Genomic DNA, 18,077 nt, shown 5'->3' with positions numbered 1-18,077 from the left:
AGTGATCGCAAATTTGGGCTTGTTGTTTCCAGCTTTCCGTATGCGTTCATCCAAATTTAATGAGAATAAGCACGGCAATGGGGACAGTTAAATGATTCAGCCTCGAATTTTGGCGCCGCATAGGGAATCATCGCTCGCTCTCAATCGTTGCGGATAGATGGAAAGACGATGAGCCAACTTACAATGCTTTTCAACGCACACGCGGCGCCGGTCCACAGCGAGAGAGGGCAAGCTTGCGTCGTCTCAAGGGAATGCTTTAATTTCGCGGAGAAAGTGTGACCGGATTTTCCTGCCGGTATGGGCCAACTTGTGGCGCCAAAAATTACAATGTCGACGAGTTGGAAAATTTTGGTGCCCAGGAGAGGACTCGAACCTCCACGCCCTTGCGAGCGCCAGCACCTGAAGCTGGTGCGTCTACCAATTCCGCCACCTGGGCCCGGCGCGTTATCTACGGGGGGGCGGGCGCCCTGTCAACTCAAACGCCGCCATCGGTTTCAACAAAATGTCACGCGGCCAGGGCCAGCCTCGCCGGCTTGGTCTCGGCCGCCGGCGCAGCCGCCAAAATTTCCTGCTGTTGCAGGCGGCGCAGCAGCGCCAGCAGCGCGGCATGGTTGGCGTGGGCCTCGTGCGTGGCGCGGCGGAAACGGCGCTGGATCATTTCCAAAATCTCCGCCGCCACATAAAGGTCGGCGGCGCGGCAGGTTCGCGCATCGACGCACAGGCTGCGCGCCTGCGCCGCCAGTTTTTCGCGGTCCGCCGGCAGGTGGTCGAAGTCGTCGCGCGCCAGCGCGCTCCACAGCGAGAAATGGCGCTCGGTCAGACGGTCGGCCCGGCCCGGCTCTTTGGGGGCCTTTTCGCGATAAAATTCGTTCAGGCAATCGTGGATGACCGGCAGGCACCATTCCAGAACAGGCGTCTCGGCTTGCGTTTCGACGGACATGACCGTTCTCCGCATGGCGCCGGCCGTTGGCGAGGTCGTCCCAAAACACCATACTCCGGCGCCGATCCGCTTTCAGTGGAGCATTTTATCCTTAACGGAGGGTTTATGTGCGTCCATACAGGTGGCGGCCTGCGAGGACGTATCAGGAGCGAACGCGACGCCGAGCTGATGCGAGGGATTCCTTGATCGCGACGAGTCGCGATCAAGGAAACTTTTTGGGATAAGCATCGATCCGCTCGATGGCCTTTTGCAGGGCGGTCAGATCCTGCGGGCGGGAGAGGCGATGTTCGCCGTCCTTGATCAGGGTGAGGGTCGCCGGGTCCGAGGCCAGATGTTCGAATAGTTTCATCGCATGGGCCCAGGGCACGTCGAGGTCGGCCATGCCCTGAATAATGTCCACCGGGCAATGGGTGCGGATTTCGCCGCCAAACAGCGCATTGGCGCGCCCGTCGTCGAACAGCCTTCGGGTCAGCGGATAGGACTCGCCAAATTCCGGGGCCAAGGTATGCCAGGAGCCGTGGAGTTCGATTTCCTCGCGCACGGCAAGCGGCAATTTGGGCCACATCAATTCCTGGGTGAAATCGACCGCCGGGGCGATCAGCACCAGGCCGGCGAGGCGGTCGCTTTCGTAAAGCCGGGCGAGATCGCGGGCGAGCAGAAGAGCGATCCATCCGCCCATCGAGGAGCCGACGACGACTTGCGGCCCTCGCGTCAGGGTGCGAAACAACGCGAGCGCTTCCGACGCCCAATGGCCGATCGAGCCGTGGGCGAAATCGCCGTCCGATTCGCCGTGGCTCGAATAGTCGAAGCGCAGCAAGGAGCGGCCCTGCGCGCCGGCGAGCGCGTCGACGAAACTCGCCTTGACGCCGCGCATGTCGGAGCGAAAGCCGTTCAGCCAGACCAGACCTGGCAATGTGTTTCCTTCCCGCGCGGGGCGCACAAGCGTGGCGAGGCGCGGCTGGTCGGGCGCGGGCTGGAAAAAGGCGGCTGGCGGCAGGGTTTGGCTTTCGATCACGCTCATGGGTAAGCTGCCCCGGGTTGAGTCGTCTTGTTCTAGTGCATTTCCATGCTTCTTGGAAACATGAAAATGCTCTAGGTCTTTGTTTTAACGCATGTTCCCTTCCGAAAAGGCGGCGCTTTTCGAAGAATATGCCCTGACGGTGGAGCCGGCATGACGCCATGGGGCGCGGAAGAGGAATTGGACAGCCAGGCTTTGTTTGGCCGGACAATCTTGCAAGTCGCGGCGGCGCTCGACGCCAGCGCCGCCGCTTTCGCCTGTGTCGAGGTCGCCGCCAGCCTCGCCGAGGCCGGGGCGAGAGCGCTGGTCGCGGGCGCGCCCGGCCCCCTGGTCAGCGAATTGCAGGCGCGCGGCGGGGTTTTTCTGCCCTTCGCGGCGCCGACGCGCAATCCCTGGAAGGCCCTGCTCAATCGCCGCAGGCTGGAGCGCCTGGCGGTGCGCGAGGGCGTCGAACTGATCCATGTCCGGGGCGCGGCGGCGCTGCCGGCGGCGTTTTTCGTCGCCCGGCGCCTGCGCATTCCGGTGGTCGCGGAATTTGACGGCGACAACCGGACGCTCGCGCTCGACGCCGATTCGATCCTGACCTTTTCCCGCGCCGCTTTCGATGAGGCGGCAAACGCGCGCCCCGAGGCGGCGTCGCGGCTGTTTCTCGGCCCGCGCGGCGTCGATCTGCGGCGGTTCCTGCCGGACGCCGTCGATTCGAGCCGGGTGGGCCGATGGCGCCAAACGATCGGGGTCAAGGCGCATGAAAGACTGATCGTCGCCATCGGCCTGCCGCCGGCGCGGCAAAAGATCTTTCTGGCGGCGGCGGCGCAGCTCAAGGCCAAGGGCTTTTTCGCCAATGACGCGCAGCAGGCGCGTTTCGTTTGGCTGTGGCGGGATGAAAAGGATTCCGCGCGGGCGGCGTTCGACGCCGAAGTGGAAAAACTCGGCCTCGGCGACGCGGTGGCGCAAGGCGGGATTCAGGAGCGCGCCGCCGCCTGTCTCGGCGCGGCGCTGGTGGTCGTCGGCGCCGGCGACGCCGCCCTGTGCATAGAGGCCCAGGCCATGGGCGCGCCGGTCGCGCTGTTGGCGCCGGAAGGCGCGGCGGCGGGCTTCGCGCCCGAGGAAATCGCCGCGCCGCCGCAGGTCGAGGCCTTTTTGCGCACCGGATGGCTGATCCCCTCGGGTCAGCCGCAGGCTTTGGCGCGGGCGGCGGAAGAGGCGACGCGACTGGGGGCGACGGCGCGCGATCGTTTCTCCCAGAGGGCGCGCGCCCACGCCCGACAGTTTTCGGCGGAACGCATGTGCGGCCTGACCCTGTCGGTTTACGCCCGCCATTTTTCCGGCGCGGGCCGATGATTCCGGTTGAATTGGCCAGCTTTCGTCAAATGCGCCGTTGACTTTGCCGGGCATTGTCACATTCTATGCGCGGGGTCAGTCCTCGTGGTTTCGGTCGCGGGGCCTTTTGCCGTAGATTTTTTTGCGAATGTCGTGGCCGCTATCGTCCCCGGCGCCATTCGCGTTTTGTCAAAGGAGAACACGCCATTCGTCGTCCCATGAAAGCCCCCCCGGTTCCGCAAAAGGAGGGACCCCGCACCAACCGGGAAATTCGCGTTCGCGAGGTTCAGTTGATCGACGCCGAAGGCCAGAATCGCGGCGTCGTCGAAATTACCGAGGCTTTGGGCCTCGCCGAGGAAGGCGGGCTGGATCTGGTCGAGATCGTCCCCAACGCCAATCCGCCGGTTTGCAAAATCCTCGATTACGGCAAGTTCCGCTTCAACGAGCAGAAAAAGGCCGCCGAGGCGCGCAAGAAGCAGAAGATCGTCGAGATCAAGGAAATCAAGCTGCGTCCCGGCATTGACGATCACGATTACGAGACGAAAATGAAGGCCGTGCGCCGCTTCTTCGAGGAAGGCGACAAGGTCAAGTTCGTCCTGCGTTTCCGTGGCCGCGAAATGGCCCATCAGGAACTCGGCTTCCGGGTGCTGGAGCGCGTCAAGCTGGAGACCGCGACCACCGCCAAGATCGAGCTGGAGCCGTCGATGGAAGGCCGCCAGATGATCATGGTTCTCGCGCCGAAATAATTTTTCCCGCGGGATTTGCTTTCCGCCGCGCATTTTTCCATTCTCCTTGCCCGGACGAAAAATTTCGCCGGGCAGGGGAGAGAGCGATGACGGCTGGGCTGGCGCGGGACGGAAAAGAAAAAATCGATCCGGCGCGGCTCAAGGCCATTGTCGTCGGCTCGCTGGGCAATCTGGTCGAATATTACGACTTCTACGTCTATGCGGCCTTTTCGCTCTATTTCGCGCAATTATTCTTTCCCGGAAGCGATCCCGTCGCGCAGATGCTGTCGTCGGCGGGGATTTTCGCGCTCGGCTTTTTCATGCGTCCGGTCGGCGGCTGGCTGTTCGGCAAGATCGGCGACACCTACGGGCGCCGCAAGGCGCTGATGCTGTCGGTGCTGTTGATGTGTTTCGGCTCGCTGACCATCGCCTGCGCGCCGACCTACCAGACCATCGGAGTCGGCGCGCCGATCCTGCTGCTGGTCGCGCGCCTCGTGCAGGGCCTGAGCCTTGGCGGCGAATATGGCTCCTCGGCGACCTATCTTTCGGAAATGGCGACGTCGGGGCGGCGCGGATTTTACTCCAGCTTTCTCTATGTCACGCTGATCGGCGGGCAATTGACGGCGCTGGCGGTGCTGCTGGTGCTGCAAAACATCTTCCTGACCCCGGAGCAGCTTCGCGCCTGGGGCTGGCGAATCCCCTTCTTCATCGGCGCGGGACTGGCGCTGTTCGCCCTGGTCATGCGGCGCGATCTTCAGGAGACCGAGGCCTTCGAGGCGGCCCACGCGAAGAACAAGCATGGCGGGGGATTGCAGGTGATCAAAAAATTTCCGCGCGAAGTTCTGACCGTCATCGGCCTGACCATGGGCGGCACGCTGGCCTTCTATGTCTACACCATCTACATGCAGAAATTCCTGAAATTGTCGGTGGGGCTCTCGGACGTGCAGACCACCTGGGTCAGCGCCGGCTCGCTGGTCTTCGCCATGGCTCTGCAACCGATCTATGGCGCGCTGTCGGATGTCATCGGCCGGCGGCCCTTGCTGCTGACCTTCGGCGTCCTCGGGACGCTGGGGACGGTTCCGTTGTTGACGGCGATTCAGCACGCGCGCGGGCCGTGGGAGGCGTTCGGGCTGATCGCGGTTGGCTGGTGCATCCTCTCCGCCTATACCTCGATCAACGCCGTGGTGAAGGCCGAGCTTTTCCCCGCCGCCGTGCGCGCCACCGGGGTGGGTCTGCCCTATGCGCTGGCGGTTTCGATGTTCGGCGGCACGGCGGAATATATCGCCCTGTGGTTCAAGGGGCAGGGCAATGAGAGCGGCTTCTATTATTACGCCTCGGCGGTGATCTTCTGCTCGCTGCTGGTTTATTTCCTGATGCCCGACACCCGAAAAACCTCGCAAATCGACCGGGACTTGGTGGTTTCGTCCTGACGCCTCTTGCTTTTTCTCAGGCATATCCCTTATAAGCGCCGCTTCGATCCGCCCGGCCAGTAAAGGGCTGCCGTGGCGGATCCTTCGCTCGTTATGAGACGAAGAGGCCGCAAGGCTTCACGCGCGCCTGTCGCGCAACGAAAATGAGAGAGCAAAATGCCCAAGTTGAAGACCAAATCGGGCGCCAAGAAGCGCTTCAAGATCACCGGCACAGGCAAGGTGGTTTACGCCCAGCGCGGCAAGCGCCACGGCATGATCAAACGCACGAACAAGCAGATCCGGAACCTTCGCGGCACCGCCGTCATGTTCAAGACCGACGGCGACAACGTCAAGAAGTTCTTCCTCCCCAACGGCTGATTTCAGCTTCATATCTGTCTTATTCCAACGTTTTTGGAGATCATCCATGGCTCGCGTCAAACGCGGCGTTACTTCGCACGCCAAGCACAAGAAAGTTTTCAAGGCCGCCAAGGGCTTCTATGGCCGCCGCAAGAACACCATCCGCGCCGCCAAGGCGGCGGTCGACAAGTCGATGCAATACGCCACGCGCGACCGTCGCGTAAAGAAGCGCACCATCCGCTCGTTGTGGATCCAGCGCATCAACGCCGCCGTGCGCGAATTCGGCCTGACCTACAGCCGCTTCATCGACGGTCTCGCCCGGTCGGGCATCGAAGTGGACCGCAAGGTCCTGTCGGAACTGGCGATTTCCGAGCCGGCGGCGTTCAAGGCGATCGTCGAAAAGGCCAAGGCCGCTCTGCCCACGAAACAAGAGGCCGCCGTCGCCGCTTGAGGCTTAGAGCAATGTGCGAAAAAGTGGACGCTGGTTTTTCGCAAAAGCATTGCGAAAACAAAGGAATCTAGAGTCGATGGCGATTCAACCGAATCGCCATCGATTCTAGCGCCTCCCGATCCGAAGAAGCCCGCCGGATTGGCGGGCTTTTTTGCTTTTCAGCCGCGCCCGCGCATGTCATGACGCGCGGGCTTTACCGATTTCCCCGGAATCCCCGCGATGAACGATCTCACCCAGCTCGAAACCCGAACCTTGGCCGCCATCGACGCGGCGCAGGACGAAGCGGCGCTCGAATTTGTGCGTGTCAATGCGCTGGGTAAAAAGGGCTCGATCTCGGCGCTGCTGGCGACGCTCGGCAAGATGTCGCCCGACGAGCGCAGAAACGAAGGCGCGAAAATCAATGCGCTCAAGGACCGCGTCAGCGAGGCGCTCAGCCTGCGCCGAAATCTGCTGAAAGGCGAGGCGCTTGCAGCGCGTCTGGCCAGCGAGACGCTCGACGTCACCCTGCCGGTCCGCGCGACGGCGCTGGAGACCGGCCGCATCCATCCGATCAGCCAGGTGATGGATGAGTTGACCGCGATTTTCGCCGACATGGGCTTTTCCATCGCCGAAGGGCCCGACGTCGAGAGCGACGATTATAATTTCACCAAGCTTAATTTCCCGCCCGGCCATCCGGCGCGCGAAATGCACGACACGTTTTTCTTCAACCGCAAGGAAGACGGAACGCGCAAGCTGTTGCGCACCCATACCTCGCCGGTGCAGGTGCGCACGATGCTGAAAAATCCGCCGCCGATCCGGGTGATCTGCCCTGGCCGCACCTATCGCTGCGATTCCGATCAGACCCATACGCCGATGTTTCATCAGGTCGAGGGTCTGGTGATCGACCGCAAGGCGCATATGGGCCATCTGAAATGGATTCTCGAAACCTTCTGCAAGACCTTCTTTGAAGTGCCCAATGTGAAAATGCGCTTCCGCCCGAGCTTTTTCCCGTTCACCGAACCGTCGGCGGAAGTGGATATTCAATGTTCGCGCAAGGGCGGCGAAATCCGTTTCGGCGAGGGCGACGACTGGCTCGAAATTCTGGGCTGCGGCATGGTCCATCCGAACGTCTTGCGCAATTGCGGCCTCGATCCGGACGAATTCCAGGGTTTCGCCTGGGGAATGGGCATAGACCGCATCGCCATGCTCAAATATGGCATGCCGGACCTTCGTCCCTTCTTCGAGGCCGATGTGCGCTGGCTGTCGCACTATGGTTTCCGGCCGCTCGATCTGCCGTCGCTGGCGGGCGGGTTGTCGAGCTGAAGGCTCTTGGGCAGGTACTTGCGAGCGGAGCGAAGCAATCCAGCGGATGGAAGACGAGGCGACTGAATTGCCGCGTCGCTCCGCTCCTCGCAATGACGGCGGTATAACAAGCGGATTTGAGACGAGATCATGAAATTCACCCTCTCCTGGCTCAAAACCCATCTCGAAACCGAGGCGCCGCTCGACGCGATCGTCGAGACGCTGACGCGGATCGGACTTGAGGTCGAGCATGTCGATAATCCGGCGGAAAAGCTCGCGCCTTTCGTCATCGCCGAAATTCTCGAAGCCGCGCCGCATCCCAACGCCGACCGCCTTCGGGTTTGCAAGGTCAATATCGGCGAGGCGGCGCCAGTCCAGGTGGTCTGCGGCGCGGAAAATGCGCGGGCAGGCCTCAAGACGGTGTTCGCCGCGCCGGGCGCTTATATCCCGGCGAAAAATTTCACCATCGCCAAGGGCGTGATTCGCGGCGTCGAATCCGCCGGCATGATGTGTTCGCCCGAGGAACTCGGCCTTGAGGGCGACTCATCGGGCATTTTCGAACTCGCCCCCGACGCGCCGGTCGGGCGACCTTTTGCGCTGTGGGCCGGTCTCGACGATCCGGTCATCGAGATCAACCTGACCCCAAATCGCGCCGACGCCGCGAGCGTTTACGGCATCGCCCGCGATCTCGCGGCGGCGGGACTGGGACGTCTGGTCGAGACGCCGATCCCGCCGGTCGCCGGCGAGTTTCCTTGCCCTGTCGAGGCGAAGCTCGATTTCGCGCCGGACGACGCTTTTCTCGCGCCGCTGTTCGCCTTGCGCCTCGTGCGCGGCGTCAAGAATGGCCCAAGCCCCGAATGGCTGCGCAACAGGCTGAAAAGCATCGGCCTGCGCCCGATCAACGCGCTGGTGGACATCACCAATTTCCTGACCTTCGACCGTGGCCGGCCCTTGCATGTGTTCGACGCCGGCAAGGTCGCGGGACAGCTCGTCGTGCGCCGCGCGCGCGCCGGGGAAAGCCTGCTGGCGCTCGACGGCAAGACCTATGCGCTCGACGGGAACGTGGTGGTCATCGCCGACGATTCCGGCGTCGAATCGCTGGCCGGGGTGATGGGCGGCGAGGCTTCCGGCTGCGACGACAACACCACCGACGTGCTGATTGAATCCGCCCTGTGGGACCCCGCCAACATCGCCCGGACCGGCCGCAAACTTGGAATCGTGACCGATGCGCGCTATCGGTTCGAGCGCGGCGTCGATCCGGCTTTCGCGCTTCCCGGCGCCGAACTGGCGACGCGCATGGTGCTCGACCTGTGCGGCGGCGCGCCATCCGGACTTTTCGTCGCCGGCCACGTTCCTGACGAGCGCAAGACCCTGGATTTCGACTTCAGCGAAGTCGAAAGGCTGACCGGTCTGAAACTGGAAGTCGCCGAGATGGCCCGTGCGCTCGAAAAACTCGGCTTCGCCGTTGCGGGGCAGGCCAGCAACGCCGCGCGCGTCGAGGTGCGCGCGCCGAGCTGGCGGCCCGATATCGAGGGCAAGGCCGATCTGGTCGAGGAAATCATCCGCCTTGTCGGGCTCGACCGCATCGCAGCGGTTCCGCTGGAGCGCGAAACGGCGGTTTCCGGCCCGGTCCTGACCCTGTTGCAGAAACGCGTGCGCGGCGCGCGGCGGGCTCTGGCGTCGCGCGGCATGGTCGAGGCGGTCACCTGGTCCTTCGTCGCCAAGGCGCAGGCCGAGATTTTCGGCGGCGGCGCGGCGGAACTGGCGCTGGCCAACCCCATTGCCTCGGACCTGTCGGACATGCGCCCGAGCCTGCTGCCGGGCCTGATTGCCGCCACCCGCGCCAATTTTGCGCGCGGTTTCGGCGATGTCGCCTTGTTCGAGGTCGGCCAGATCTTTAAATCCGACGCGGAGGATGGCCAATTCGTCGCCGCCGCCGGTCTGAGGCGGGGAACCGCGAAGCCGGCCGGCGCCGGCCGTCACTGGTCCGACCAGGCGGCGCCCGTCGACGTTTTCGACGTCAAGGCCGATAGCCTCGGCCTGCTGGCCTCGCTCGGGATCGCCGCCGGCGCGATCCAGATCGTCCCCGGCGGCCCGGATTTCCTCCATCCCGGCCGCTCGGCGACCTTGCAGTTTGGCCCGAAAAACATCGTCGGCTGGTTCGGCGAACTGCATCCGCTGGTGCTGGAGGCGTTTGACGCGACCGGGCCGCTGGTCGCGTTCGAAATCATCCTCGACGCCCTGCCGGCGCCCAAGGCGCGGCCGACCAAGGCGAAGCCGAAGCTGGAGCTTTCCGACTTTCAGCCGGTCGAGCGCGATTTCGCCTTCATCGTCGATCAATCCGTGCGCGCCGCCGATCTGATCAAGGCGGCGCAAGGGGCGGATCGACATCTGATTGTCAATGTTGGCGTGTTCGATCTCTATGCGGGGCCGGGCGTGCCGGAGGGCAAGAAATCCGTCGCCCTCAACGTGACATTGCAGCCGCGTGAAAAAACCTTGACCGATATCGAAATCGACGCGGTGGCGGCCAAAATCGTCGCCGAGGCGAGCAAGAAGACCGGCGCGCTGCTGCGCTCCTGATTTTTTGAGGGGGAATTACACATGGGTGGCAAATTTTGCTGGGTTGAGCTGCTGACGAGCGATGTCGATGCGGCGCAAGCCTTTTATAGTCATGTGATCGGCTGGACTGGCGACAAATCGGGTCTGGCGGACCGGGATTACCGGGTCTTTTCGCAAGACGGTCACGGCGCCGCCGGGCTGCTGCTTCTGCCGGAACAGGCCAAGGCGCATGGCGCGCCTCCGCACTGGTTGAGTTATATTGCGGCGGAAGACGTCGATGCCGGCGCCGAAAAAATTCTGGCCTCCGGCGGCCGGGTTTTACGTCCGGCGGAGACTTTGCCGGGCGTCGGGCGCTTCACCGTGGTCGCCGATCCGCAAGGCGCGCCTTTTGCCCTGTGGAAGGATTTGAGCGGGCAAAGCCATCCCGAATTTTCGCCCATGTCGCCCGGCCGGGTCGGCTGGTATGAGCTTTATGCCGACGATAGCGAGAAGGCCTTTGGCTTTTATGCCGAACAATTCGGCTGGACCAAGGGGGATGCGCTGGATATGGGTCCGATGGGAATCTATCAGCTTTTCGCCACTGGCGGCGAGGCGGTCGGCGGCATGATGCGCCGGCCAGACGCCGTGCCGCGTCCATTCTGGAATGTTTATTTCACCGTGCCGTCGCTCGACGCGGCCATCGAACGCATTGGAGAAAGCGGCGGCAGGATATTGAACGGGCCGAATCAAGTTCCCGGCGGCTCCTGGATCGTGCAGGCTTTGGATCCGCAGGGCGCTTTATTCTCGCTGGTTTCCGCGAAAAGGTGAAGCTTCGACTCGCGCTGGCGCTATTGGGGACGATTGTCGCTTCATCGCCAGCGCTGGCGGGCGTCGATTCCTGTGAGAAGATCAAGGACGCCGACGCCTATAATGCCTGCCTCGCCTCCTATGGCCCGGCGGCAGGCGCGCATCCGACCATTCGGGCGCCTGACCGCGCGGATGTTTTGCGGCCCCGGCGTAAAGGCGCAAAACCGGAGGCGAGGACGACGGCGCCGCCCAATCACGGGCCGCAGATCACGCGCAAGGCCAATGGCCGCGTGAGGATGGAGATTCTCGTTCCCTCCGGACGCTGAGTTTCATACCGGCAGCCACCAGGCTGCAGCCATCGCGCCCGCTATCGCCGAGAGAAACAGCACGGCGTCATGCGCCGCCAGCATGCCGCGCGACGGGCTGGCGCGCGCGTAAAGCCGCAGCGAGGCCCCGGCGGTGGCGAGGCACCAGCCGATGGCGACGACGATCAGGGCCGAGGCGAAGCGCCAGTAATCGTTGGCCGCGCTCTCGATGGCCCAGGCGAGCGCTATCAGCGTTAGCCCAAGCGCCGCAGTGGTCAGCGCGCCGAGCCGGCGGGCGAAAAATCCGGTGAAAAAGGCCGGCGCATACATGGCGACGACGTGCCAGGAAATGGCGCTGAACACCAGAGGCGCTCCAATGCCGCAACCGGCCATGGCGCCGGGCGCCGCGACCATCGCCGCCGTCATGCCGAACCAGGCCAGCGCCGCGATCCCGCTCGGGGCGATGAAGGCGCCCCAGTCCGGGCGCGGTCCCGCTCCGGTGAAACCATGCGGCAGCACCGGCGCCCGCGCGGTGGCGAATATTGCCAACGCCAGCACCAGCACCTGGGTCAGTGCGGCGGCCAGCGCCGTGGCGGCGAACAGCGAGGCGGGCGCGGTCCGCGCCACTTGCCAGGCCAAAGCCGGGCCGGCGAGACCCGCCAGCGCGCCCGAACCGAATACGATCAGGGCGGAGCGGGCGCGGCTGGTCGCGGTCGAGCCGAGCGCCGCCTCATGGCGATAAAACAGCGAAAAGCCCTGCGCCACGCCGAGCCAGAAGGCGCCGAGGCAGAAGGGCGCGAACAGATTGACCGTCAGGGCCCAGGCCATGATCAGGCCGCCGGCGACGCCGAGGCTCGCGCCAAGCGCCAGCGCCGCGCGGCGGCCAAAGGCGTCGAGCAGGAAGGAAGCGGGAAAGGTCGCCGCCGCCGCGCCGAGCAACATGGCGACATAGGGCGCCGCCATCCAGTGCGGGTCGGGCGCGAGCAGGCGGCCCGCAAGCGGCAAGACGCCAAGCGCGAGGCTTTGCGACAGCACCGATAGCGCGAAACCGGCGGCGAGCGTCGCCACGCCGGGGCTCCAGCGCTCGCCTTCGATCGCCTCACTCGGGTAGGGCGCGCCACTGGTTGGCGCGCCGGGCGGGCAGAAGCAGGCCAGCCGCCCGGCGCGCGCCAAACCGGCGTCGGCTTCGGCGGGCGCCTTCGCCAGGGACCGGGAGACGCGAGGGTCCAGAACCGTCATTTCTTTTGTTCGATGTCGTCGTCCTGCAGGACGCGATAGGCGGCGCCTTCGAGATCCTCGTACTGGTTGCGCTTGAGCGACCAGAACAGGCCGTAGAGCGCGAGCAGGCCGAGCGCCAGCGCGGCGGGGATGAGGAAAACCAGAACATTCATGACGCCAGCCTGCTAAATCGTGGCGCGCTATCGGCCTCGCCGCTTGCCTGTCTCGGCGCGAGAGTGACGCTTTTGCCCGGTCCGCGCAAGCGCAGGGCGTTGAGCGTCACCAGAATCGACGATCCCGACATGGCCAGAGCCGCGAACAGCGGCGAAGCATGGCCCGCCATGGCCACCGGCACGGCGACGACATTATAGCCGATGGCGAAGGTCAGGTTCTGCCGCATCAGAGCCCGCGCCTTCCGCGCGATCGCCAGCGCCGAGGCCACCGGCGCCAGTCTCTCGCCGAGAAACACCGCATCGGCCTGGGTCTGGGTCAGATGCACGGCGTCGATGGGCGACAGCGAGGCATAGGCGGCGGCGAGCGCCGGCGCATCGTTGAGCCCGTCGCCGACCATCAGGACATGGGCGCCGCGTTCTTTTAGTTCCTCGATGAAGGCGATCTTGTCAGCCGGCTTCTGGCCGCCGCGCCAATCCTCGACGCCCAGAAATTCGGCGATCGGCGCCACCGCCTGCGGGCGGTCGCCGGAGAGAATGTAAATCCTGAATTTCTTGTTGCGCAGGGCGGCGACGACTTGCGCCGCGTCGGGACGCAGGGTCTGCCGGATCGCCAATTTCGCCCAGCTTTCGCCGTGGCGGATGAAAATGGCGCTGGCCTCGTCGGCGCTGGCGCCCGTTTCGACGCCGCAGAAGCTGGCGGAGCCGAGCCGCGCCTCGCCGCCCTCATAGGGCGCGGCGACGCCCTGGCCCGGCGTTTCGCGGGCGTCGGGCAGCGGCGCGTTTGACGGCGCCGAACGGGCGAGCGCGAGCGCCAGCGGATGGCGGCTCGAACGCGCCAGCCGCGCGGCGAGCGCGAGCAGGTCCGGCGCGATCTCGTGGGCGTTGACGACGCGCGGCTCCGGCAGGGTCAAGGTGCCCGTCTTGTCGAACACGACCGTGTCGATTTCGCCGAGCTTTTCGAGGCCGGTGGCGTCGTTGAGGAACAGGCCGGCGCGGAAAAAGGCGCCCGAGGCCATGGCCTGGACGGTCGGCACGGCAAGCGCCAAAGCGCAGGGACAGGTGATGATCAGCACCGAAATGGCGATGACCAGCGCGTCATGGGCGCTGGCCCCCAAGGCGAGCCAGACGAGGCCGGTCGCCAGCGCCGTCAGGTGGACGGCGGGCGCGTAAAGCCGCGACACCCGGTCGGAAAGCCGCATGTAGCGCGAGCGCGCGGCGCTCGCCGCCTCGATCAGCCGCGCCGCCTCGTCGATCAGGGCGGCGTGGCCGGCCGCCGTCACGCGCAGGGTCAGCGCGCCTTCGCCATTGACCGAGCCCGCATAGGCCATGTCGCCGGCGCCGACCGGCTTGCCGGCGGTCTCGCCGGTGATCGCGCTCTCGTCGAGCGCCGAAGACCCTTGTTCGATTTCTCCGTCGGCGGGGATGCGCTCGCCGGCGCGAACCAGCACCCGGTCGCCCGCCGCCAGCGCCGCGACCGGCACCAGCTCCAGTTTTTCCGGCCCGGCGCCGGGCTCGAACCGCAACGCGTTCTCGCCTTTGAGCGCCGCCAGATTGCCGGCCGCCGCGCGGGTCCTGCGCCGCATCGCCTGATCCATGACGCGTCCGGCGAGCAGGAAGGCCAGCAGCATGATCGCCGAGTCGAAATAGGCGTGAGGGGCATGATGCCAGGTTTCGTAAACCGACAAAGTCAGGGCGAGGAATACGCCGATGGTGATCGGCACGTCCATGTTGAGCCGGCGCTGCCTGAGCGACGTCCAGGCGCTCGTATAAAAGGGCTGGCCGGCGTAGACCGCCGCCGGCAGGGCGATCAGGGCCGAAAGGAAATGGAAGAAATCGCGGGTTTCCGGCGCTATGGTCGAGGCTTCCCCCGACCAGACCGAAACCGACAGCAGCATGATGTTCATCGCCGCGAAAACCGCGACGCCGAGACATTTGAGCAGCAAGGTGAAGCGGGCCGCTTCGTCGGCCTCGACCTTGCGCTGTTCGTAGGGATAGGCGCGATAGCCGATCGCCTCCAGCGCGCCGGCGAGCGCGCCGCTGTCGATGCGGCCTGAATCGAAAGTCACCGCGAGACGGTGGCTGGTGAGGTTGAGCCGCGCCAGAATCACCCCGGGGAGGCGCTTCATCGCCGTCTCGATATCGTCGAGACAGGCGGCGCAGGTGATGCCGTCTATCGCCAGATCGAGTCTCGAGCGGCCCTCCTGGTCGGTCTTGACGAAATGCGAATAATCCGGCGCGGCGCCCATGGCCTCACTCGACGGTCAATTGATTGCGCGAGCGAAATTTCCGCTCGCCATTTCGATTGAAGTCGATCTCCACCTCCCAGCGTCCGGGCGCGAGCTCGGCGGCGGCGGCATAGACGCCGTCGGCGATGGCGCCCGCGGCGATGTCGCGGTCGAGTTTGCTCGTCGCCGGATGGAGAAAATGCATCGAAACGTCGAGGCCGGTCACCGGCTGCCCGGCCTTGTCCTTGACCGATGCGGTCAGTTGCGTCGCCTGTCCGTCGGGCGTGCGCGTCAGTTCGACGCTCCAGCCGAGCGCCAGTTGCGCCTTTGCCGCGGCAATATCCCGGTTATAGGCGAGGCCGGAATCGTAGGGGTTGTTCTTGTCGAGCCCGCTGAAGGTCTTGACCGCCGCGCGCGCCATGATGAAATTGGCCAAAAGCATCACGGAGAAAAAACCCGCGAGCAGCGCCAGCACCTTGCGACCGGTCAGAGGCGGCCCGCCGGGCCGATAATCGCTTTCCTCATTCATCGCTCGACCCTTTTTCGCATCCCCAAACTGCTCGAACCAGCCGCCGAAAGCCGCATGCTCTATGGGCTCATGAAGAAATCGGCCTTTTTCGCGACCTCGCCGGTGGCGACGTCGGTCAGGACGATCTGAATCGGCGTGCTTTGCGGCAATTTTGCGCCATTCGGGCTGGTGACGAGAACGCGCAGTTCCAGCGTCTGATCGGCGGCGACGGTGATCGGAACGCCGTCGGCGGTATTTCCGCTGCCCTGGACTTCGAGCCTCGCCCCCGGCAGGCCGGCCAGCGACAGTTTGAAATCGCGGGTGGCGCCCTTCTGGTTCAGGATGCGCACCGTATAGGCGTTGCGCAGCGATCCGTCCGACAGCGCGACGTAAATCGGATTGCGGTCATGCATCACGTCGACGCCGAGGCTGCGCCGGGTCGCCAGCGTGAAGGCCATCAAGCCGGCGACGCCGACGATCAGCGCCATGTAGAGAATGGTGCGGGCGCGGAATATTTTCGGCGCCAGCGCGGGCAGGCCGATGCTGCGGCGGCGGATGTTTTCGTCGGTGTCATAGGCGATCAGCCGCGTCGGCCGACCGATTTTGGCCATCACATTGTCGCAGGCGTCGATGCACAGGCCGCATTGGATGCAGCCCATATTGAGGCCGCCGCGAATATCGACGCCGGTCGGACAGACGGCGACGCACATGCCGCAATCGACGCAATCGCCCGCCGGTTCGCCCGCCGCGCGCAGCGCCTTGTTCTTCTTGGCCGATCCGCGCGGTTCGCCGCGATCGACGCGGTAGGTGACGTTGAGCGCCCATTCGTCGGTCAGCGCCGCCTGGATGCGCGGCCAGGGACACATATAGACGCAGACCTGTTCGCGGGCGAATCCGGCGAGAAGATAGGTCGAGCCGGTCAGGATCAGGATCCAGATATAGGCCTGCGCCGGCGCCTGGAAAGTCGCCAGTTGCTTGACCATGGTCGGCGCGTCGGAGAAGTAGAGCACCCAGGCGCCGCCCGTCCACCAGGCGATCATCAGCCAGAGCGAATGTTTGAGCATCGCCTCGACGACCGTCTCCAGATTCCACGGCTGTTTGGCTTTCTTCATGCGGTCGCGGCGGTCGCCCTGCGTCCAGCGCTCGATCAGCAGGAACAGATCGGTCCAAACCGTCTGCGGGCAGAGATAGCCGCACCAGATGCGCCCGGCGACGGCGTTCATCAAAAACAGGGTGAAAGACGCGAGGATCAGCAGGCCGGTGATGTAATAGACTTCCTGCGGCCAGATGGTGATGCCGAAAAAGAAGAAGCGCTGGTGCGCGAGATCGACCAGCACCGCCTGTGTCGGCTGTTCCGGTCCGCGATCCCAGCGCACGAAGGGCAGGAAATAATAGATGAGCATGCCGACGATCAGCAAAGCCCATTTGATGTTGCGGAAAGGGCCCGAGACGCTTTGCGGATAGATCTGCTGGCGCGATTCGTAAAGCGCGTCGCTTTCCGCAGCTTCGCCGCTGGTTTTCGGCCTCGCCGCCAGTCCGGGAATTGCGCTCATTTCGTCATCTCGAATTGCTTTCGGCGATTGCCCTGGCCGCGACCGGTTCGGTCGGCCTCGGGACAAGCGGCTCGCGCGCCGCTCCGCAACGCTGTTTACGCTTCTTATAAGCCGAAGCGGTCAGTTCGGGTCGATCTTTTTTCCCGCGAATTTGTCGCGGGGCGAACAGGCCGGCGGTTCGCCGGAATTTCTGGCGGTATCACGGCCGCTCCCGCCCGTCATACTCCGAGCCACCCCTCTTCATTCGTCGAGCAGGACCCAAGCTATTGTTCTACAGGCGTTTAAATCCCAAAAACGCCGGCTTCCCGGCGACCTGATCCAATGAAAATGGCGCCGGAGGGCTGAAAATTCCAGCCGTCCGACGCCGTTTCGATGTTTTATTGCCCGCCGCCCAGCGAATGGACGTAGACGGTCAGCGCCTTGATGGTTTCCGGATCGAGCCTGCCTTTCCAGGCCGGCATGTGACCGCCGCGGCCATTGACAAGGGTCTCGACGATCGACGCCTTGTCCCCGCCGTAAAGCCAGATCTTGGTGGTCAGGTTGGGGGCGCCCACGTCCACATTGCCCTTGGCGTTTTCGCCATGGCAGGGGGCGCAGTTTTCTCCGAACACCAGCTTGCCGGCGGAGACGTCGGCGGTGGTCGGATTCGACAGCGAGACGACATAATTGGCGACGGCGTCGATCTGTTCCTTGGTCAGCAGCCCATCCTTGCCGAAGGCCGGCATATTGCCTTCATGGCCGTCGGGATCGCCCGAACGCGCGCCATGAACCAGGGTGGTGTGGATCTGGTCGAGGGTGCCGCCCCACAGCCAGCGGTCGGCGTTGAGGTTGGGATAGCCTTTCGATCCCTGGCCGCCCGAGCCGTGGCAGGGCGCGCAATTATTGCCGAAAGCCGACCGTCCGTAGGCGCGGGCGAATTCCGCCAGTTTGGGATCGGCGCTGATCTGCTGCAGGGTCGAGCGCGACAATTGATCCACCATGGCCCCGCGCTGAATGCGCAGATCGGCGAGATCGGCCTGCACCGCGCCGCGCGACGTCCAGCCCAGGACGCCGGAGGTGTGACCGCCGGGAAGCGGGATGGCCGGATAGAGAATCCAGTAGCCGAAGGCCCAGATAATGGTGGCGTAGAGAATATAGAGCCACCATTTGGGAAGCGGCGTGTTCAATTCCTTGATGCCGTCCCATTCGTGGCCCGTGGTCGCCGTGCCCGTGGCCGCGTCAATGTCCTGATGTGTATTGTCAACCATCT

The 18,077-nt window shown here is 64.5% G+C and carries 17 protein-coding genes and 1 tRNA gene; 9 read left to right on the top strand and 9 right to left on the bottom strand.

The window, feature by feature from the left end; genetic code table 11:
* Positions 1–349: 349 nt before the first annotated feature.
* From QZY01_RS03095 to QZY01_RS03085, 3 genes are all read right to left on the bottom strand, one after another.
* Positions 350–436 (bottom strand) — tRNA-Leu (locus tag QZY01_RS03095).
* A 69-nt stretch (positions 437–505) separates the two neighbouring features.
* Positions 506–940, bottom strand: coding sequence for a hypothetical protein (locus QZY01_RS03090; protein ID WP_294533180.1), 435 nt, complete (start codon positions 938–940; stop codon positions 506–508).
* 202 nt (positions 941–1,142) lie between these two features.
* Entirely contained in the window at positions 1,143–1,961 is an 819-nt protein-coding gene (locus QZY01_RS03085; RefSeq protein WP_294533177.1) for an alpha/beta hydrolase, read from the bottom strand.
* A gap of 150 nt (positions 1,962–2,111) precedes the next feature.
* Between QZY01_RS03085 and QZY01_RS03080 the strand changes: the two genes are divergently transcribed.
* The 9 genes from QZY01_RS03080 to QZY01_RS03040 all read left to right on the top strand — a co-directional run bounded on the left by QZY01_RS03080 (position 2,112) and on the right by QZY01_RS03040 (position 11,172).
* Positions 2,112–3,299 carry a glycosyltransferase gene (locus QZY01_RS03080; protein WP_294533174.1) on the top strand — a complete coding sequence of 396 codons (1,188 nt, stop codon included), beginning with the start codon at positions 2,112–2,114 and terminating at the stop codon, positions 3,297–3,299.
* A 197-nt stretch (positions 3,300–3,496) separates the two neighbouring features.
* Positions 3,497–4,024 carry a translation initiation factor IF-3 gene (gene infC / locus QZY01_RS03075; protein ID WP_294533172.1) on the top strand — a complete coding sequence of 176 codons (528 nt, stop codon included), beginning with the start codon at positions 3,497–3,499 and terminating at the stop codon, positions 4,022–4,024.
* 86 nt (positions 4,025–4,110) lie between these two features.
* Positions 4,111–5,433: an MFS transporter gene (locus QZY01_RS03070; protein ID WP_294533169.1), complete on the top strand. Its 1,323-nt coding sequence runs from the start codon at positions 4,111–4,113 to the stop codon at positions 5,431–5,433.
* Between the two features lie 156 nt (positions 5,434–5,589).
* On the top strand, positions 5,590–5,790 hold the full coding sequence (gene rpmI, locus QZY01_RS03065; protein ID WP_294533168.1) for a 50S ribosomal protein L35: 201 nt from the start codon (positions 5,590–5,592) through the stop codon (positions 5,788–5,790).
* Between the two features lie 46 nt (positions 5,791–5,836).
* Complete coding sequence (rplT, locus tag QZY01_RS03060) at positions 5,837–6,220, top strand: 50S ribosomal protein L20 (RefSeq protein WP_294533166.1); 384 nt, start codon at positions 5,837–5,839, stop codon at positions 6,218–6,220.
* Positions 6,221–6,439: 219 nt separating this feature from the next.
* Positions 6,440–7,522, top strand: a complete 1,083-nt coding sequence (gene pheS / locus QZY01_RS03055) for a phenylalanine--tRNA ligase subunit alpha (protein ID WP_294533163.1) — start codon at positions 6,440–6,442, stop codon at positions 7,520–7,522.
* Between the two features lie 129 nt (positions 7,523–7,651).
* Positions 7,652–10,081: a phenylalanine--tRNA ligase subunit beta gene (gene pheT / locus QZY01_RS03050; RefSeq protein WP_294533160.1), complete on the top strand. Its 2,430-nt coding sequence runs from the start codon at positions 7,652–7,654 to the stop codon at positions 10,079–10,081.
* A gap of 21 nt (positions 10,082–10,102) precedes the next feature.
* Complete coding sequence (locus tag QZY01_RS03045) at positions 10,103–10,867, top strand: VOC family protein (RefSeq protein ID WP_294533157.1); 765 nt, start codon at positions 10,103–10,105, stop codon at positions 10,865–10,867.
* Positions 10,864–11,172 (top strand): hypothetical protein, encoded by a 309-nt coding sequence (locus QZY01_RS03040; protein ID WP_294533154.1) that lies wholly within the window; start codon positions 10,864–10,866, stop codon positions 11,170–11,172. Before QZY01_RS03045 ends, QZY01_RS03040 begins: the two co-directional genes overlap by 4 nt.
* Positions 11,173–11,175: 3 nt before the next feature.
* Here the strand turns inward: QZY01_RS03040 and QZY01_RS03035 are convergent, their stop codons facing one another.
* The 6 genes from QZY01_RS03035 to ccoP all read right to left on the bottom strand — a co-directional run bounded on the left by QZY01_RS03035 (position 11,176) and on the right by ccoP (position 18,075).
* The gene (locus QZY01_RS03035; protein ID WP_294533151.1) at positions 11,176–12,390 is read right to left on the bottom strand and encodes a hypothetical protein; all 1,215 of its coding nucleotides are present in this window, start codon (positions 12,388–12,390) and stop codon (positions 11,176–11,178) included.
* Entirely contained in the window at positions 12,387–12,542 is a 156-nt protein-coding gene (ccoS, locus tag QZY01_RS03030; protein ID WP_294533148.1) for a cbb3-type cytochrome oxidase assembly protein CcoS, read from the bottom strand. The genes QZY01_RS03035 and ccoS overlap by 4 nt, the downstream gene beginning before the upstream one ends.
* Positions 12,539–14,788 (bottom strand): heavy metal translocating P-type ATPase, encoded by a 2,250-nt coding sequence (locus tag QZY01_RS03025; RefSeq protein ID WP_294533146.1) that lies wholly within the window; start codon positions 14,786–14,788, stop codon positions 12,539–12,541. Before QZY01_RS03025 ends, ccoS begins: the two co-directional genes overlap by 4 nt.
* Before the next feature lie 4 nt (positions 14,789–14,792).
* Positions 14,793–15,296 (bottom strand): FixH family protein, encoded by a 504-nt coding sequence (locus tag QZY01_RS03020; RefSeq protein ID WP_294533143.1) that lies wholly within the window; start codon positions 15,294–15,296, stop codon positions 14,793–14,795.
* Between the two features lie 59 nt (positions 15,297–15,355).
* Positions 15,356–16,828 (bottom strand): cytochrome c oxidase accessory protein CcoG, encoded by a 1,473-nt coding sequence (gene ccoG / locus QZY01_RS03015; RefSeq protein WP_294533140.1) that lies wholly within the window; start codon positions 16,826–16,828, stop codon positions 15,356–15,358.
* A 377-nt stretch (positions 16,829–17,205) separates the two neighbouring features.
* The gene (ccoP, locus tag QZY01_RS03010; protein ID WP_294533139.1) at positions 17,206–18,075 is read right to left on the bottom strand and encodes a cytochrome-c oxidase, cbb3-type subunit III; all 870 of its coding nucleotides are present in this window, start codon (positions 18,073–18,075) and stop codon (positions 17,206–17,208) included.
* Positions 18,076–18,077 lie beyond the last annotated feature (2 nt).

The organism is uncultured Rhodoblastus sp. (genome assembly GCF_903903185.1).
Lineage (GTDB): Bacteria > Pseudomonadota > Alphaproteobacteria > Rhizobiales > Beijerinckiaceae > Rhodoblastus.
This window is presented reverse-complemented; position numbering and strand designations above follow the sequence as displayed.

Coding starts and splice junctions, on each gene's coding strand:
- QZY01_RS03090 (WP_294533180.1), bottom strand. CDS start 940: ATGTCCGTCGAAACGCAAGCCGAGACGCCTGTTCTGGAATGGTGCCTG.
- QZY01_RS03085 (WP_294533177.1), bottom strand. CDS start 1,961: ATGAGCGTGATCGAAAGCCAAACCCTGCCGCCAGCCGCCTTTTTCCAG.
- QZY01_RS03080 (WP_294533174.1), top strand. CDS start 2,112: ATGACGCCATGGGGCGCGGAAGAGGAATTGGACAGCCAGGCTTTGTTT.
- infC (WP_294533172.1), top strand. CDS start 3,497: ATGAAAGCCCCCCCGGTTCCGCAAAAGGAGGGACCCCGCACCAACCGG.
- QZY01_RS03070 (WP_294533169.1), top strand. CDS start 4,111: ATGACGGCTGGGCTGGCGCGGGACGGAAAAGAAAAAATCGATCCGGCG.
- rpmI (WP_294533168.1), top strand. CDS start 5,590: ATGCCCAAGTTGAAGACCAAATCGGGCGCCAAGAAGCGCTTCAAGATC.
- rplT (WP_294533166.1), top strand. CDS start 5,837: ATGGCTCGCGTCAAACGCGGCGTTACTTCGCACGCCAAGCACAAGAAA.
- pheS (WP_294533163.1), top strand. CDS start 6,440: ATGAACGATCTCACCCAGCTCGAAACCCGAACCTTGGCCGCCATCGAC.
- pheT (WP_294533160.1), top strand. CDS start 7,652: ATGAAATTCACCCTCTCCTGGCTCAAAACCCATCTCGAAACCGAGGCG.
- QZY01_RS03045 (WP_294533157.1), top strand. CDS start 10,103: ATGGGTGGCAAATTTTGCTGGGTTGAGCTGCTGACGAGCGATGTCGAT.
- QZY01_RS03035 (WP_294533151.1), bottom strand. CDS start 12,390: ATGACGGTTCTGGACCCTCGCGTCTCCCGGTCCCTGGCGAAGGCGCCC.
- ccoS (WP_294533148.1), bottom strand. CDS start 12,542: ATGAATGTTCTGGTTTTCCTCATCCCCGCCGCGCTGGCGCTCGGCCTG.
- QZY01_RS03025 (WP_294533146.1), bottom strand. CDS start 14,788: ATGGGCGCCGCGCCGGATTATTCGCATTTCGTCAAGACCGACCAGGAG.
- QZY01_RS03020 (WP_294533143.1), bottom strand. CDS start 15,296: ATGAATGAGGAAAGCGATTATCGGCCCGGCGGGCCGCCTCTGACCGGT.
- ccoG (WP_294533140.1), bottom strand. CDS start 16,828: ATGAGCGCAATTCCCGGACTGGCGGCGAGGCCGAAAACCAGCGGCGAA.
- ccoP (WP_294533139.1), bottom strand. CDS start 18,075: ATGGTTGACAATACACATCAGGACATTGACGCGGCCACGGGCACGGCG.